Origin of the sequence: Pseudidiomarina aquimaris, from assembly GCF_003987395.1 — a bacterium.
Classification (GTDB): domain Bacteria; phylum Pseudomonadota; class Gammaproteobacteria; order Enterobacterales; family Alteromonadaceae; genus Pseudidiomarina; species Pseudidiomarina aquimaris.
Genome location: NZ_PIPT01000001.1, coordinates 110957 through 126147, shown reverse-complemented (window position 1 = coordinate 126147; position 15191 = coordinate 110957). Strand labels below are relative to the sequence as shown.

20 protein-coding genes are annotated in these 15191 nt (G+C 49.7%); 7 read left to right on the top strand and 13 right to left on the bottom strand.

Annotated elements, in window-relative coordinates:
* Nucleotides 1–60 precede the first annotated feature (60 nt).
* From CWE21_RS00665 to CWE21_RS00625, 9 genes are all read right to left on the bottom strand, one after another.
* Nucleotides 61–426: a BON domain-containing protein gene (locus CWE21_RS00665; protein ID WP_198675033.1), complete on the bottom strand. Its 366-nt coding sequence runs from the start codon at nucleotides 424–426 to the stop codon at nucleotides 61–63.
* 116 nt (nucleotides 427–542) lie between these two features.
* Nucleotides 543–929, bottom strand: coding sequence for a TM2 domain-containing protein (locus CWE21_RS00660; protein ID WP_126832195.1), 387 nt, complete (start codon nucleotides 927–929; stop codon nucleotides 543–545).
* Nucleotides 919–1176, bottom strand: a complete 258-nt coding sequence (yidD, locus tag CWE21_RS00655) for a membrane protein insertion efficiency factor YidD (protein WP_126832193.1) — start codon at nucleotides 1174–1176, stop codon at nucleotides 919–921. The genes CWE21_RS00660 and yidD overlap by 11 nt, the downstream gene beginning before the upstream one ends.
* 6 nt (nucleotides 1177–1182) lie before the next feature.
* A complete protein-coding gene (locus CWE21_RS00650; RefSeq protein ID WP_126832191.1) occupies nucleotides 1183–1398 on the bottom strand; it encodes a DUF4177 domain-containing protein in 216 nt (71 codons plus the stop codon).
* Nucleotides 1399–1462: 64 nt separating this feature from the next.
* Nucleotides 1463–2833 (bottom strand): serine hydrolase domain-containing protein, encoded by a 1371-nt coding sequence (locus CWE21_RS00645; protein WP_126832189.1) that lies wholly within the window; start codon nucleotides 2831–2833, stop codon nucleotides 1463–1465.
* Nucleotides 2834–2915: 82 nt separating this feature from the next.
* Entirely contained in the window at nucleotides 2916–4022 is a 1107-nt protein-coding gene (locus CWE21_RS00640; protein ID WP_126832187.1) for a hypothetical protein, read from the bottom strand.
* Between the two features lie 144 nt (nucleotides 4023–4166).
* Complete coding sequence (locus CWE21_RS00635; protein WP_126832185.1) at nucleotides 4167–4565, bottom strand: DUF1294 domain-containing protein; 399 nt, start codon at nucleotides 4563–4565, stop codon at nucleotides 4167–4169.
* Complete coding sequence (locus CWE21_RS00630) at nucleotides 4565–4843, bottom strand: hypothetical protein (protein ID WP_126832183.1); 279 nt, start codon at nucleotides 4841–4843, stop codon at nucleotides 4565–4567. The genes CWE21_RS00635 and CWE21_RS00630 overlap by 1 nt, the downstream gene beginning before the upstream one ends.
* An 81-nt stretch (nucleotides 4844–4924) precedes the next feature.
* Nucleotides 4925–5920 (bottom strand): AraC family transcriptional regulator, encoded by a 996-nt coding sequence (locus CWE21_RS00625; protein ID WP_126832181.1) that lies wholly within the window; start codon nucleotides 5918–5920, stop codon nucleotides 4925–4927.
* 116 nt (nucleotides 5921–6036) lie between these two features.
* Here CWE21_RS00625 and CWE21_RS00620 point away from each other — a divergent pair, with 116 nt between their 5' ends.
* The 5 genes from CWE21_RS00620 to CWE21_RS00595 all read left to right on the top strand — a co-directional run bounded on the left by CWE21_RS00620 (nucleotide 6037) and on the right by CWE21_RS00595 (nucleotide 11409).
* Nucleotides 6037–7332 carry a flavin-containing monooxygenase gene (locus CWE21_RS00620; RefSeq protein ID WP_126832179.1) on the top strand — a complete coding sequence of 432 codons (1296 nt, stop codon included), beginning with the start codon at nucleotides 6037–6039 and terminating at the stop codon, nucleotides 7330–7332.
* Nucleotides 7332–8228 (top strand): bile acid:sodium symporter family protein, encoded by an 897-nt coding sequence (locus tag CWE21_RS00615; RefSeq protein WP_126832177.1) that lies wholly within the window; start codon nucleotides 7332–7334, stop codon nucleotides 8226–8228. The genes CWE21_RS00620 and CWE21_RS00615 overlap by 1 nt, the downstream gene beginning before the upstream one ends.
* Nucleotides 8225–9169: an SDR family oxidoreductase gene (locus CWE21_RS00610; protein WP_126832175.1), complete on the top strand. Its 945-nt coding sequence runs from the start codon at nucleotides 8225–8227 to the stop codon at nucleotides 9167–9169. The genes CWE21_RS00615 and CWE21_RS00610 overlap by 4 nt, the downstream gene beginning before the upstream one ends.
* Nucleotides 9166–9945 (top strand): SDR family NAD(P)-dependent oxidoreductase, encoded by a 780-nt coding sequence (locus CWE21_RS00605; protein ID WP_126832173.1) that lies wholly within the window; start codon nucleotides 9166–9168, stop codon nucleotides 9943–9945. Before CWE21_RS00610 ends, CWE21_RS00605 begins: the two co-directional genes overlap by 4 nt.
* A 267-nt stretch (nucleotides 9946–10212) precedes the next feature.
* Nucleotides 10213–11409: an alginate export family protein gene (locus CWE21_RS00595; RefSeq protein ID WP_126832171.1), complete on the top strand. Its 1197-nt coding sequence runs from the start codon at nucleotides 10213–10215 to the stop codon at nucleotides 11407–11409.
* A gap of 22 nt (nucleotides 11410–11431) precedes the next feature.
* Here CWE21_RS00595 and CWE21_RS00590 read toward each other — a convergent pair whose 3' ends face one another.
* The 4 genes from CWE21_RS00590 to CWE21_RS13525 form a co-directional block, all read right to left on the bottom strand.
* Nucleotides 11432–11737 carry a Rho termination factor N-terminal domain-containing protein gene (locus CWE21_RS00590; RefSeq protein ID WP_241970185.1) on the bottom strand — a complete coding sequence of 102 codons (306 nt, stop codon included), beginning with the start codon at nucleotides 11735–11737 and terminating at the stop codon, nucleotides 11432–11434.
* Between the two features lie 24 nt (nucleotides 11738–11761).
* Nucleotides 11762–11989, bottom strand: coding sequence for a hypothetical protein (locus CWE21_RS00585; protein ID WP_126832169.1), 228 nt, complete (start codon nucleotides 11987–11989; stop codon nucleotides 11762–11764).
* A gap of 103 nt (nucleotides 11990–12092) precedes the next feature.
* Nucleotides 12093–12392, bottom strand: a complete 300-nt coding sequence (locus CWE21_RS00580; RefSeq protein ID WP_126832167.1) for an addiction module antidote protein — start codon at nucleotides 12390–12392, stop codon at nucleotides 12093–12095.
* A gap of 9 nt (nucleotides 12393–12401) precedes the next feature.
* Nucleotides 12402–12533 (bottom strand): type II toxin-antitoxin system RelE/ParE family toxin, encoded by a 132-nt coding sequence (locus tag CWE21_RS13525; RefSeq protein ID WP_276567292.1) that lies wholly within the window; start codon nucleotides 12531–12533, stop codon nucleotides 12402–12404.
* A 198-nt stretch (nucleotides 12534–12731) separates the two neighbouring features.
* Between CWE21_RS13525 and CWE21_RS00575 the strand changes: the two genes are divergently transcribed.
* Together CWE21_RS00575 and CWE21_RS00570 are read left to right on the top strand one after the other, a co-directional pair.
* Complete coding sequence (locus tag CWE21_RS00575; protein WP_126832165.1) at nucleotides 12732–13607, top strand: WYL domain-containing protein; 876 nt, start codon at nucleotides 12732–12734, stop codon at nucleotides 13605–13607.
* A 3-nt stretch (nucleotides 13608–13610) separates the two neighbouring features.
* Complete coding sequence (locus CWE21_RS00570; RefSeq protein ID WP_126832163.1) at nucleotides 13611–14822, top strand: DUF429 domain-containing protein; 1212 nt, start codon at nucleotides 13611–13613, stop codon at nucleotides 14820–14822.
* Nucleotides 14823–15191 lie beyond the last annotated feature (369 nt).

The following is a 15191-nucleotide window of genomic DNA, read 5'->3' as shown; positions in this document are numbered from 1 at the left end:
CCCGCAATGCGGGGCCAAAGGTCGTGCCGGGGGGCACTATGGAGTGAGAAAGAAACTAAATTAAGAAGCGTCGGCGCTCTTTACTTTGATATCGTTCTCAACGTCTTTCACGCCTTCGATACCACGGACAATTTTCTCAGCCGTATCGATGTCTTCTTCTTGCTCAACAAAACCACTCAGCTGCACCACACCATCATTGGTTTCAACGTTAATTTCGAGCACATTCAAGGCGTCGCTAGCCAAAATGGTCGCTTTAACCTTAGTGGTCAGCGCCGCATCACTCACGTACTCACCCGTTGCTTCTGCAGCTTGCTCGGCTTTATTTTGCTGATCCTGAATCGCGTCCAAGTTCATAGCCAATACAGCTGGACCAAAAGTCAGAGCGAAAACAGACGAAATCACAGTAGCTAAACGTAAGTTTTTCATGAGAACACCTCCAGTTGGTGACGAGTTAAAATTAACTTACGCTTTCACTATAGCGAGCCAATTCTAACCTTGAAGGCGCTTTTCCGAGCTTTTACAAGCTCAAGGTTTTGTAAAGATCAATGTGTCACAACCCGCGTTTGGTTTCGTGCCTGTGCCAGACAGTCACGCATCACTTGGTTGTTGTAGCGCTGCACAATACGTTGCGACATGAATAATTGCGGGAGTTCAAGCAGCACCAACAGAATTAAAAGTACAAAACCGCCCAGCGGAAAGGTCAAAATACCGATGATCATCAGGGTTAAATCGATGCTTCCCCAAAGGTATTTGCGCAGATAAAAGTGATGTAAGCCGGCCACAAAAAAGTAATTCAAAACAGCATAAGTGTCCGGATCTTTGATTTGCTTTTCTTGCAGTTTATAAAACAGTTTGCGTTGCTCAGGGCCCAGTTCACGGACCTGCTGTCGCAACTGCTCCTCTTCTTCTTGGAGTTGCTCAAGATTCATGGGACTTTAGACTCGTGGGTAAGGTAGGTACAGGGTCGAGGTGTTTTGCAACGCAATCAGGATCATTGCAGCGCCGAATGCGCTGCAAGCCCAACTTGAGACCTTGGCCAAGGCCGTGGCGTTCGATCGCTTGTGCTGTATATTCCGAGCAAGAAGGCTCAAAATTACAATCCAAGTTAAAGAAGCGACGCGAGCCACCTCGCCGCTGATACCAGCGGATCGCGCCAAGCACAGAGGTCTTTAGCATCGTAACTTAGCGACCAAGAGTAATAATGGCCGCTTCACGCGTCCAAAATAGCCAAAAGCGCTTCTGCTCCAACACCTGAAACACGACCTGCCAGCCATCGGCAGCCTCGCGGTTCAGCGTCGCTTCGATTTTCTTCAGCGGCAAGCCACTTGAGCCTAGCAATAGCGTGCCGCAGCCACCTTCGGCCACGTGAATCATCTTATATTCAGTGAATTTAGACATCGTGCATTCCTTGTTTTTTTGTTGTTATATCCGCCAACCATACTAGCGAAACAACAAGGATTGTCTAGTCAGTTACGCGCTCCCCAACTAATTCATTGCCATTGATGCGAATCACCATTCTGGCGCCGTCAAAATGAATCGTTAATTCGTCCGTGTAGGTAAGACCAATCACGCCCTCGCCTTTGTTTGCCATCAATTCATCGTTCATAAATAGCTTGTTCTCGTGCGCATGAAGCTTAATGGTGGCAGTATCCATACCGAGATGTATTTGGGTTTGTTCGGCGTCGAAACGATACGTTCCTAACTGACCTGCAAACATTACAGGTTTGGCAAGCCGATTGGCGTCGGGCGGCGCAACTTCTTGCCCTTTTAAAGTCAGGTAAATATCGGCCAACATATTTAAGATCGGCGTATTGCCCCAGTTAGAGGTAATCGCAATGAAATCTTTACTCTGTGGCGCACGGACCATGACGCTTTTGGTGCCATAACCACTCCCTGCAGCGAAGTACAAGGTTTCGTCACCAAACTGCTTAATGCTCCAGGCATACCCTTCGGCGTCGGTCTCACCGCTTTTGATGTGCGGCGTAAACAACAAGGCCGTGGTTTCCTCACTCAGCAGCTCGTGCGACTCAATCGCTCGCACGTACTGATATAAGTCGCTTGCTGTGGAATACAAACCACCGCCCGCATTGCCACCGTAATGCTTACTACGTTGCGCAAACTGAAGACCGCTGCTACTCATGCGGTATGGCGTGGCTTGGTTGTTAACCACGTTGCGACCGTCATAGTACCCCGTGTTCTGCAAGCCCATGGGCACCAGCACTCGCTGCGTGATGAAACGTCCATAACTTTGCCCAGATACCTGCTCAAGCAACGCGCCGAGCAGAATCAAACCAGAATTCGAATAGCCGTACTGACTACCGGGGGTGAATAACAGGTCTTGCTTATCTACCAGTTGCGTTGCTTGTTGCTTCAACGATAGCTCATCATGCGGTTGCACGCCTGACTCCCGTGGCAGTCCAGAACTATGCGTCAGCAGCTGATGCACAGTTACTTGGTCTTTCCAAGCAGCGGTTAAGTATGGCAAATAGCCGCCGATGCTTGCCTGCAAGTCAATCTTGCCCTCCTCAACGAGCAACAGAACCGCAAATGCCGTGAAGGTCTTCGAAATGGAATTGATTGAGTTGCGCGTGGTGGGCGTATTTTTGATGCCAAAACTGCGGTTTGCGAGGCCATAGCTTCGCTCAAATAGCGGATGATCGTCTTGAACAACTTTGACGGTGCCTGAGAAGCCATAGGTATCTTCATATGCGGCCATCAAATCATTTAGTTTTGCGGGTATCTCTTGCTGCGCAGTAGCTGAAAAAGCTGGCGTTTGCGGGCCGATTAGACTCAGCATCACAAAAATGAACAAGTAAATTTTAGGGAATTTCATAGGTTACGACTCTCCAGTTGCCTTTGTGCAAAGATTTTATTTTCTTTGCACAAAGATAGCAACTGGAAAGCGTAACAAAAGATTACTGCGAGTTATATAAAGCGCTGCGTAACAAACGGGCTTCGCTATAGGTGATCACACCATCGCTTACCAGTTCATACGATATTGCTTTCTCGCAATTTGAAGGCCCACTGCGCACTGAACGGATACCACGCGATGAGGTTTCCTCTGGACACGCAGCGTAGTGATCCATAATGGTGCAGCCTTGTTCGTCAACATAGTTGGTCACTGAAGAATCATACTCGCCAAACATTACGGTTTCCTCAGTCAATGAAGCGCTGCATTGGTCCACATCATCCGGAACGCCATCAGCGTCCGCGTCAGGCATACCGAAATAGATCGTATCCATTTCACCTTCGGCATAGAATTCCAGATAGCTGCTTTCACCGCCGTCTATGTAGTCGTATTGCCTAAAGTCGAATTGAAAATAGAATTCACCATCACCGAAATATTCAACGGGCTCAAGCTCCGTGCCGGTGTCCGTGAAGAGTGGAGGATTCATCATCATGTAGTTGTAGTTATCGACATCAAAGTCATACTCAAATTCACCACAGTTATAGTCTTCTTCAAATTCTGCGCTACAACCGCCTTCTTCTTCCCTATCCTCTCGATAATCAAATTCGATATCATAACCTTCGTCAACGCTTACAAATTCGCCAACATCTTGTGACCCAACTTGTTCATTGTCGAAGACGATGAATTCGCCGTCATCATAGTAATATTGATAGAACTCAAAGTCGGACTCATCGACATGTTCCGCCTCGAAATTCACTTCCATTGGAATACTACTTTGCGGCACGACATTGCCCATAGCATCTAAGAATTGAAAGGTTAGCCCTACCAGAGCGGCTTCCTCTGGGTCGCCATTATCTTCGTAGTACACATCACGCCAGTACATATAAAAGTATTCATCGTAAAACATGCGATCATCGTCATAGGTCGCAATCGCACGGAACCGTACAATACTTTCTTCGTTATCGAGCTGGAATCCTTCACGGTCGGTATCAAAATCAAGGTATTCGACGTTACCTTCAAAAATAATGGTTCGGACATCGGCGAGAGCTGGTGCCGTTGCGCCGAGTGACGCGCAGATGGCGCCGGCAAGCAAAGATTTCTTAATTGTTTTCATGGTCGTATCCACATGTTGATAGAGTAGGTGTCTACCGCCGTACAACATTATTTCGGCATTGGCTAAATATTAGCCAGCATGTGGGGTTGCACAATATGCTGAAGCGCATATAGCTATTGGTATAAGAACTGCTTATTGAGGCCTTTAGCGCGTATAGCTGCGCGCTTGCATGATGAGATCATATGCGTGATGCTCAAGCGCCAAGCCAAACTCACTCAGCCAGAGCAAGATAAAGAGGTTCACGAGTACCGTACCCCAAAAGTAATTTCGAAACGGCTGCTTGCGTGTTTTGTGTCGGAACATATGCCGAGCTAATAAACCTCCTAGCCAACCTCCCGCCGCACCTAATGTAAGTAACGTGCGCTCGGAAACACGCCTGAGATCACGCTCGGCGTGGGATTTGTCGTGGCTATAAATGGCAAATGTGAGGACATTAATGGTTGGAAAATAAAACAGCACCCAGGCAGGCATCTGTCGTGCAACAACAGCATAAACAATCGCCGCCATTACAGCGGCGAAAAGACCGAAAGATAACATCCGCATTATAAATTGTTCTCTAATTCATCCATGACCACATCTACTTTAGCTAAAGTTACCAGATCGTCAAAGCTATCTTTAAGTGCATGCTCAATAGCTTGGCGCTGGCTTTCACCTTTAAGCATGTAATTCACGGTTGCTTCGGCAATCGCGTAATACTCGTCTTTGCAGTCGTTCTCAACGCAGCAGGTGTGCATTGGGTCGGTGGTATAAAGGGCGTGATTAATCCGTTCACAAAACGCATCGAGTTTCGCATCGGTCCAATCTTCCATACCTTTCATCATGGCTCGCTCCGTTACTAGAAACTAAGAGCAAGTTAGCGCGACTGTGCGACACCTGATGTCGCACAGTGATCAATCATGAGCCTATTGGTGACGGCGATAGTCGGAAAACGTCATGCCCGTCCAACGCCGAAAGGCTTTGGCGAACGCTTGCTCGTCGCTATAGCCAAGAAAATCGGCCAGACTGGCTTGGGTGACGTGGGGTTGCTGTAATTGCTGCAAGGCGAGATGCTTTTTGACCTGCTGCGAGAGCGCATTGTAGCTGGTATTCGCTGCGGCTAGATGACGTGCGAGGGTGCGCTCGCTTACCGCCAGGCTTGCCGCAAGCTGTGGCCGCGTGAGCCATGGTTGCCGATGCAGCAGCGCCTCGATGCGTTCCGTCAGCGACCGTGGCTGCAATTGCTGTAATTGTTGCTGCGCCAGCTCAAGCATTTGTTGCTGCAGCAATGGATTGACTTCTTGCTGACGAAAATGCCAATCGTCGTCACTGTAGGTAATACTATTCTGTGCTTGCTCAAAACGAACTTCGGCGTCACCAAACGCTTGTTGATAGAGCTCCGTGGGTAACTGCTGCGCGTGTTTGAATTGCACCTGCAGCGGCGTAATCGCTTTGCCAGCGACCCAACGAGCACCTGTGGCAATACTCGCAAAAATTGCCTCGATACGCAGTGCAACGGCGATTTTGAAGTGATCTTCGTAGCTGATCTGCCAGCCGCTAGGTGACTTCGCCTTGCTGAAAGTACCGCCCTCCCCGATAAGCGACGAATAGTTAACTAAGCTCTCGACCGCCGTACTCAAACTGGGGGAGCTTAACAATAAGAAACCAATCGTATCGAAGTGCTGCGGCTGCAATGCCATGCCTATTTGCAAGCCAAGCTCCGGCTGCCGCTGCTGCTCAAGTGCTTGCCATAACGCATCTTGTAGCGCCAGCGGAAGTCGCTGTTGGCTTTGTTGCGCAGCCAATTGCTCGGTCAATGTCGGGGGCAGCTGCACGCCCAACTGTGCCAACTGGTGCACAATTGCCTGAGTGAAGCTTTGCGTGACGCTGGCTTTACAGAGTGGTTGCTGTTGTTTGTTCATAAAGCTACTTTACGCTGGATGGCCTAAATTAACCAGTTGCTTGTCCGAACAAAGCATGGCTTGATCCCGATCAATTGTTATTATCATGCTATCTGATGTTGATTAGGGAACAACAAATGAATCCATGTGTAGTCATTGGCGCAGGACCGATGGGCTTGTGTACAGTACGACGGTTGCTTGAGCAGAACCTCGAGGTGATTGGCCTTGAGGCGCATAGCGATGTGGGTGGACTGTGGGATATCGATAGCCCTACCAGCACCATGTATGACTCGGCGCATTTAATTTCATCGAAACGTATGACCGAGTACAAAGACTTTCCAATGGCTGAGCATGTAGCGACCTACCCCAAGCATGATGAAATGCGCCAGTATTTTCGTGACTACGCTGCACACTTTGATCTCAAAAAGCATTACCGCTTCGGTAGCTGGGTCGAAAAAGTCGAACCGGCAGCGGACAAACAATGGCGCGTGACCTATCGCCAAAAAGATGAAACCCATGAAATTCTGGCGAGCAACGTACTGCTGGCTAACGGTACCCTGCACCATCCAAATCGCGTCGAATTTGTCGGCGAGTTCAACGGCGAAATGCTACATAGCTGCGATTATCGTGACCCGGCTATCTTCGAAAACAAACGCGTGCTCATTATCGGTTGTGGCAATAGCGGCTGCGATATCGCCGTAGATGCCGTGCACCGCGCGAAAAGTGTCGATATGACCGTGCGTCGCGGCTATTACTTCTTGCCTAAGTTTGTCGCTGGGCGGCCGATTGACACCTTAGGCGGTAAAGTTAAATTACCCTTAAAGCTTAAACAGAAAGTCGATGGCCTGCTCGTACGACTTTTATCAGGAAAGCCAAGCAGCTTCGGCCTGCCCGACCCTGACTACAAAATGTATGAATCACACCCCGTCATCAATACTTTATTTTTGCATCATATCGGTCATGGCGACATCACGGTGCGGCCTGATATTAAACAACTCACTCCCGATGGCGTCGACTTTGTTGATGGCAAACACGGTGACTACGACCTCATCTTGCAGGCCACCGGTTACAAGCTGCATTATCCGTTTATCGAGCAAGAACACCTGAACTGGCGCGGCCATGCACCGCAGCTTTATTTGAACGTCTTCAACCCGCTGCATGACAACCTCTTTGTCATGGGCATGGTTGAAGCCTCTGGGTTGGGCTGGCAAGGTCGCGACGAGCAAGCACAACTGGTGGCCGAAGTGATCCGGGCGCAACGCGATGCACCTAAGCGGCACGGCCAGTTCTTCGCTAAAGTGCGCGCCCATGCCAACGAACGCCTGGACGGTGGCATGAACTACCTACAAGTTGAACGCATGGCCTACTACGTGCACAAAGACACCTATTTGAAAGCCTTGGCCAACGGAATGCGCCAACTTAAGGCCTCATGATGTCCGCAACCTCTTTACTGGTGCTCAATGCCGTACTGGCGATGATGATGTTTGGCATTGCGTTGAGCCTCAAACCCGACGACTTCAAGCGCGTGGTGCAACAACCCAAAGGTCCTCTCGTTGGGCTATTAGCGCAATTCCTGTTGCTGCCACTAATAACCTTTGCCGCGATTTCAATAGTGCCAATACCCGCAGAGATCGCGCTCGGCTTGTTGCTGGTGAGTTGCTGCCCGGGTGGTAGCTTCTCGAACCTGATGACCTACTTGGCCAATGGCAACGCCGCAATGTCCGTCAGCATGACCGGTATTGCCAGCCTCGCCGCGTCATTACTCACGCCGATTAACTTCATGTTCTACGCGAGTCTGAACCCACATACCGATGCCCTACTAAAATCCATCGACGTTTCGACTTGGGACATGCTGGCAATTGTGTTTTTCGTCCTTGCCATTCCCCTCGCTTTAGGCCTTTGGTGTGCGCGTGTCTTCCCGCGGTTTGCGCTGCGCAGCGAGGGCTTTTTCCGCATCGCCTCGCTGTTGGCATTATTTGGTTTCGTCGCTATTGCGCTAGTACTCAACTGGGAGCGCTTTGTCGCCGGCGCCAGCATCTTCTTGTTGGCCGTTGTAGTGCACAATGCGGTGGCACTTAGCATCGGTTGGGGCTCAGCCCGTGCATTGGGTTTACCGGTCGCTGATCGCCGTGCGATCACCCTTGAGGTGGGCCTACAAAACTCAGGGCTTGGCTTAGGGATCATCTTTACCTACTTCTCGTCACTCACCGAAATGGCGATTATCGCCGCCGCGTGGGGGATCTGGCATCTGATTTCAGGACTTAGCCTGACCTTGTTCTGGCAGTCACGTGACCGCCGTGCACTTGCAGTAAGAGGTAGCAACGCATGAAGGTCTTAATTACCGGTAGTGAGGGTTATATTGGCCAAGCTTTGGTAGCGAAGTTAACGCCGAAGTGCGAAGTCGTGGGTATCGATTTAGCGCAGCGCGCGCCAGCACAGGAAAATTACACCTTTGTCGCCATGGATATCCGCGCGAGCGAACTTACAGAGCTTATGCAAACGCACGGCATTACCCACGTCGTTCACCTGGCGAGTGTGATGCAGGCCAGCCCTGACCGCCAGCGCGACTACGACATTGACGTAAATGGCACCCGTAACGTGTTAAACGCCTGCATTGCGGCAGGCGTGCAGCATTTCACTGTGACTAGCAGCGGCGCAGCTTATGGTTATCATGCCGACAACCCTGACTGGCTAAGTGAGAGCGATCCATTGCGCGGCAATGAGAGCTTTGCTTATAGCCACCACAAGCGCCTCATCGAAGAGCTGTTAGCTGAGTTTCGTGCGGATCACCCTAAGCTACAGCAACTCGTACTACGCCCAGGCACTGTTTTAGGCCGCACCACCGATAACCAAATCACCGACTTGTTTAAGCGCAAGCGGCTGCTAGCAATTAAGGGCTCGCCCTCTCCCTTTGTGTTTATCTGGGACAAAGACGTCATTGAAATTATTTACCAGGGCGTGCTGCACTCAAAAGCGGGCATTTATAACTTAGCGGGTACCGGCGCCATGCCTATGCAGGAGATCGCACAAGTATTGGACAAGCCCTTAATGATACTACCAGCGTGGCTACTCGGCGGCGCTTTGCGTATCGGTCATGCCCTAGGGCTTACCCAATACAGCGCCGAGCAGCTTGATTTCTTACGCTATCGCCCGGTGCTAGATAACACCGCCTTACGCGAAGAGTTTGGCTATACGCCCATGAAAACCAGCCGTGAAGTGTTTGAGTTTTTTGTTGAGCATAATCTGCATGCCGCGGAGCTCTCGAAATGAAACCCGCCGCGCTGATAACCGGCGCAGCCTCGGGGATTGGGCTCGACTTGGCTCGGCTGCTACAACACGACTACCAACTGGTGCTGTTAGATGTGAATCAAGAAGGCCTAGACGCCTGTGCGAAGCTGTTCCCCAGCGCGCGCTGCTATCAAGTGGATCTCGCCAGCAGTGAAGCACTGGCTGAGCTTACCGAGTTGTTGACTGCCGAGCTGCCGCGCTTAGATGTCCTCATTAATAATGCTGGCGTCACCCATCGCTCACTAGCACGTGAAACCTCACAACAGGTTATACATAAGGTCATGGCCGTCGACTATTTTGCGCCCGTGAAACTTACCCAAGCACTCATGCCACTGCTCGAAGCCGAAAACGGTGGATGTATTGTCACCATAGGTTCAATGGCGGGTTGGATGCCAGTCATCGAGCGCGCCGGCTATTGCGCAGCTAAGTCGGCATTGCATCAGTACTTTGAAGTGTTGCGCGTAGAACTAGCAACGGCGGCGTCACCAGTGCGCGTGCTGCAGGTGTACCCAAGTTTCCTTGATACCCCGATTGAAAACCATGCATTGGACGGCTCTGGCGGTATCGCCCAACACCCACGCTCTATGGTCGGTAAGATGCGTTCAAGTCAGTGGATGGCCGAGCGCATCGTCGCGGCGCTCGATACAGGCCGTGAACGCTTGTTCCCCGATAAATTTACTTACTTCGCAAGCCTACTCTATCGCCTCGCACCAAGGCTTTATCAGCGCTTGATGCAGCGCAAGTTCGCTCAGTCGTAGTGGGACCAGAGCCTTAACACCTTGACTTGCCGCGTTTCGGACAGCACCTGATAGACCAAGCGGTGCTGAATATTGATACGCCGCGAATAGGTTTACACCAGGTAACTTATCCCTCTATTGGTTTAGCCATTTGCAACCCCGTAGGGGTAGACTTGCTACGCCTATTGGTACTGCACCGTCTTATTCGTGGTAGTTACATGATATTTAATGGTTTTCTTGTTTTTGACTCCTAGAATGGGTGGGAGTCAATCAAGCAGGAAGACCGTTATGAAAACACCTATTGCTATTGCCCTCACCGCCATTTTCTCAGGTACCCTCTTCACGCCTTTTAGCAGTCACGCCAGTGAGCTTGTCACACTACAAGATGCGCTTGCCGATGGCTCCACTGATATTTTGCTGCGCTACCGTTACGAACGCGTCGAGCAAGACAGCTTTGACAAAGACGCCAATGCGTCTACCCTACTCACCCGCTTAAGCTACAAGAGCGCTGACTATCAGGGCTTCTTCACACAACTTGAGTTTGACCATGTGACGGCAATAGGTAACGACAACTACAACAGCACGGTGAATGGCAAAACGCAGTACCCTGTGGTTGCCGACCCAACGGGGTCAGACTTTAACCAAGCTTACCTAGGTTATCGCAGTGGCAACTTGCTGGTAACAGCAGGACGCCAGCGCATTAATCATAACGACCAACGCTTTGTTGGCGGTGTCGGCTGGCGGCAAAACGAGCAGACCTATGATGGTTATCGCCTGCAGTATGCTGTGAATTCTGAGCTGAAACTTGATTACAGCTATGTCCACAACGTCAATCGTATCTTTGGCAATGACAGCCCGAATAGCGACCTTGACGGGAATCTCCACCTGTTCAACAGCAACTACGTACTGAGCAAAGCACACCAATTAGGCGGCTTCGTGTATGAGCTCGACTTTGACACCGCACTTGCGTTCGCGACGCGTACCTACGGTGTGAATTACGACGGTAAATTCGGCGCTTTCAAAATTCATGCAGCCTATGCGTATCAAACGGAAACAGGCGACAACCCTGCAAGCTTTGGCGCTGACTACTTCAACATCGATCTGAGCACACAACTCGCTGGCGTTAACTTTGGTGTGGGTTACGAATCACTGGGAAGCGATAATGGCGTCGGCTTTAGTACGCCGCTGGCAACCTTACATAAATTCCAAGGTTTTACCGATAAGTTCCTCGGTACCCCAGCTGAAGGGATTAATGACATTTACCTCAAAGTTTCAGGTGCGGTTGGCAAGTTAGGACTAAGCGCCAGTTGGCATGACTTCACATCAGACGTCGATGACATCGATTACGGCACTGAATTCAACATTACCGCCAAGTACCCGCTTGCAAAAAATATAGGACTGCTCGTGAAGTACGCCAGCTACAACGCCGATAGCCTGTCGGACGATACCAACAAGCTATGGGGTATGCTGACTTTTAAGTATTAAGAAATGGTTTTAAGAAATGGTTTTAAGAATTGGCTTCTCGAATCGCAGCGATCAGCTCGTCTTTGCTCATTTCGCTGCGGTTCTCGATGTCGAGCTCTTTGGCACGGTTATACAGCTCTTGATTGGTGCGGTCTTCAAGCCGTGAGTGAGGGTTCCCCGTGCCTTGGCTGGTCTTGTTGGGCGTAATGCCCTCTTCGCGGCGCTGCTTGTTGACCGTGCGCGCCGCAATTTCTTCCGCTTGCTCTTCGCTCTTTCCCTCATCGAGCAGGCTTTGCTTAATGTGCTGATACTGACGTTCGTCCTTTTCGCGCCATGCGTCTGGCATCATTGATTCCTTGTGCGTTGGTAATGCTTAGTCTTTGCAGTTTAGCTTCTTGCGCGCGGCAAGAATATCGTCCAGCAGACTATCGTCCGGACCAGGCATATTCTCCGCCGTTGCCGTTTGCAACTCTTCTGCGTCGTATTTCCACTGCGCCAGAACCTTGCACTTCTCGTCTTCTGACAAATTACCGTCATCTAGCACTTCTTGCGGCTTGTTATAAACTTCCGCGGGATCTTGTAGGATGTCTTCGAGCTTCATAACGCCTCCTCTATCGCATGTTAAACATGCATTGTAGATGGTCGGTGAGTTCGTTTTTCCTATGCATTAAGCCTAGCTGATGTAGCGTGATTTTCCAGCGTGCTTACTCAGCATTAACCGTCTTTAGTTCTAGCGACAACCCAAGCGCCGTAGCGACCTTAGCGACAGTTGCAAATGTCGGGTTGCCCTGTTCGGAAAAAGCTTTATAGAGGCCCTCGCGGCTAATCCCCGTATCGCGAGCTAGTTCGCTCATGTTCTTTGCCCGGGCGATCACGCCGAGCGCATGTACTATAAACGCTGGATCACCATTAGCCTCGTCCATACAAGCATCAAGATAGGCTTGGATAGCCTCATCACTATCAAGATATTCAGATGAGTCCCAGCGGGTGAGTTTTAGTGTCATGGTAATGTCTCAAGTTGTTTTGAAGTCGCCAAGTAAAGTAACTTCGAGCCTGTCAATTTTTGCTTGTATCAGAGCTCTTCCTTGGCGATCTTTTAAAGCAGCAAACCACTTATCAAAAACTTCTGTCTTTAGAATATCCATATCCTTTGCCAACTATAGTTAACACTCTTCATTGTGTCAACTGCGGTTAACACATTATCCAAACTTAACAAAAGGAAGGCTAAGTGGAACGTAACGACATGGCAAACGTATTGTTTTGTCAGCTTTAACCGAGGACTTTACATCCGAGTCAAAATAAACCAGACTGGATTTATTCATACAAAAATAACAACAACTACTATGCTCGACACAATCTCATACGCACAGAAACAACGCCTCGCTTATATCGATTTTTGTCTACTCTTTCGCGGCTCGGTGCACCGAAATGACCTCGTGCAACGCTTTGAAGTCGGTCTATCGGCAGGCTCACGCGACTTCACCTTATATAAGGAATTGGCGCCGCAGAATTTAACCTACGACTCCAAAGCCAAGCGCTATTTTCAGACCGAGCAATTTGTGCCGCTATTTGAGCACGACGCCCAGCGTACCTTGGTGAAACTCGCAAACGATATCTCCGACGGTTTCGATGCCATCGGTGACGTGCACTTTCCAGTTGAAGCGCCTTCAACGCTCAACGTCCCCAACATCTTTATTGTCGCGCGCATCGTACAAGCCATGCTCAACGGCAAAGCCATTAGCGTCAGCTACACCTCGTTAAGCAGCGGCAACGTGACACGCGAACTCGTGCCCCACGCCATCGTCGACAACGGCCTGCGCTGGCACGTGCGCGCCTTCGACCGCAAATCCGAAAGCTTCCGCGACTTCGTGCTCACTCGCGTGCGCGCCGTCAACTTCGTTGACACAGCCCCCGCCCCGCACGAAGAAGCCGAAGCCGACCACGCGTGGCAGCGCCTCATACCACTGCAACTTACACCACACCCGCATAACATCGACTACCCCAAAGCCATCGAAATGGACTACGGCATGCGTAACAGCGTACTCAACGTCGAAGTCCGCGCCGCCATGGCCGGCTACCTGCTACGGCGCTGGAACGTCGACTGCACCGCCGACGCCGCGCTACGCGGCCCCGAATACCAGCTTTGGCTGCAGAACCGGGCTACCTTGATGGATGTGGGGAATTTGGCGATTGCGCCGGGGTATGATTCGAAAGGATAACGTATGAAGCTCGCAGGTATCGATTTAGCTTGGACAGAGAAAAACTGTTCTGGTATTGCGTTCGGGAAGTTAACGGGGAATAGCTTAACGGTCAATCATATCGATTGCGGAGTCTTCTCACCGAATTCAATTTGCTCAGAGTTAAAGAATCGGCATATCGATGGGGTCGCGATAGATGCTCCACTGGTCATTAATAATCCCACAGGGATGCGCGAGTGCGAGCGCTCAATTGGTCGCGAGTTTGGTTCAAAAAAGGCCTCATGTATGCCAAGTAACCTCTCGAAGTATCCAAATCATCCGGCTGTTAACCTCTCAGAACAACTGTTAAATGCTGGATACAACCACCTTAATATACATTCAAAATGGCAAGTCGAGTGCTACCCTCACCCTGCGATAATTACGATTTTCGATTTAGTTGAACGCCTAAAATATAAAAAGAAAAAGGGAATGCGTGTAGCCGACCAGCAATATGGCTTACACAAACTAGGAAAGCTTCTTAAAGCCCTTGAAATTTCGCCAGTGCTCCAGCTTCATATACCTAGCAAGGTTGCTCTAGAAAACTTTGCTTTTGGAAGTGAGGACCGCCTATCAGGTAAAGCACTCAAAAATCACGAAGACAAGCTTGATGCGTTGGTTTGTCTTTATGTTGCAGGCTTACATGCAACGCAGAATACAGTGACTCACGGCACCATAGAAACTGGTTATATTGTTACTCCAAAGTGCCAGTCCTATATAAATGTGAATTCGAGCGAAGAACCTTGGCATATGGCTCCATGGGCAGTTGAAACAGCATACAATTACTATCGCGCAGCGATTGAGACGTGGAGAGTAGATGGCAAAGTTAGTATGACCAACGCGGCATTAGCAATTGAGATATTGCTGAAAAGCTTTCGTTTGACACCGGCATTGAATATTGGTGATGCAAATGAGCGATACGAGTGGAAGCGCAACTCCGTCGCAGGACATGATCTTTCAGCCTTGTACGACGACCTTCCTTCGCCTTTAAAAGACAAACTGGTCGCTTCTGCGGATTTAGTGACGTTAAACAAATACCGTAATCATTTTTCACAGTCCCGTTATAGCTACGAAGTGAATGCTCGTGTTGGCTACAATGATGACTTGCTGAAATTAGCGAACCTGATGATTTGTAGAGCTGTGAAGGTTTATCTGGAGCATGGGTGTAATGACGCGTTCATTAAAAACTTTTCAGTCTAAACATCCAATCGATAGCCTTGATGCTCCATAATCCCACCAGCACCAAATTTTGAATCAAGCCGGAGCATAAAATCACCCTGCCACGCCTCAGATTTTATTTTTCACCCTTCGCAAAAATAGGCAATCTCACACCTATTACCATCACAAGTTCGCGTGCCTTGCTCTGCGCGTTTGTTTAACTTTGAGCAATGCTCTGCCGCATAATTATAAAGTTCAGACAAGTCAGATTGATTCAACTCATATACAAACCGAATAAGCTCATCATTAGCCATGAGTACACGGTCATTTCCCGACAACCGGCTATTGGGTGCAGCACAACCAACCATAATTAAAGTCAGTAATACCACCGAAATTAGTACTAAAATTTTG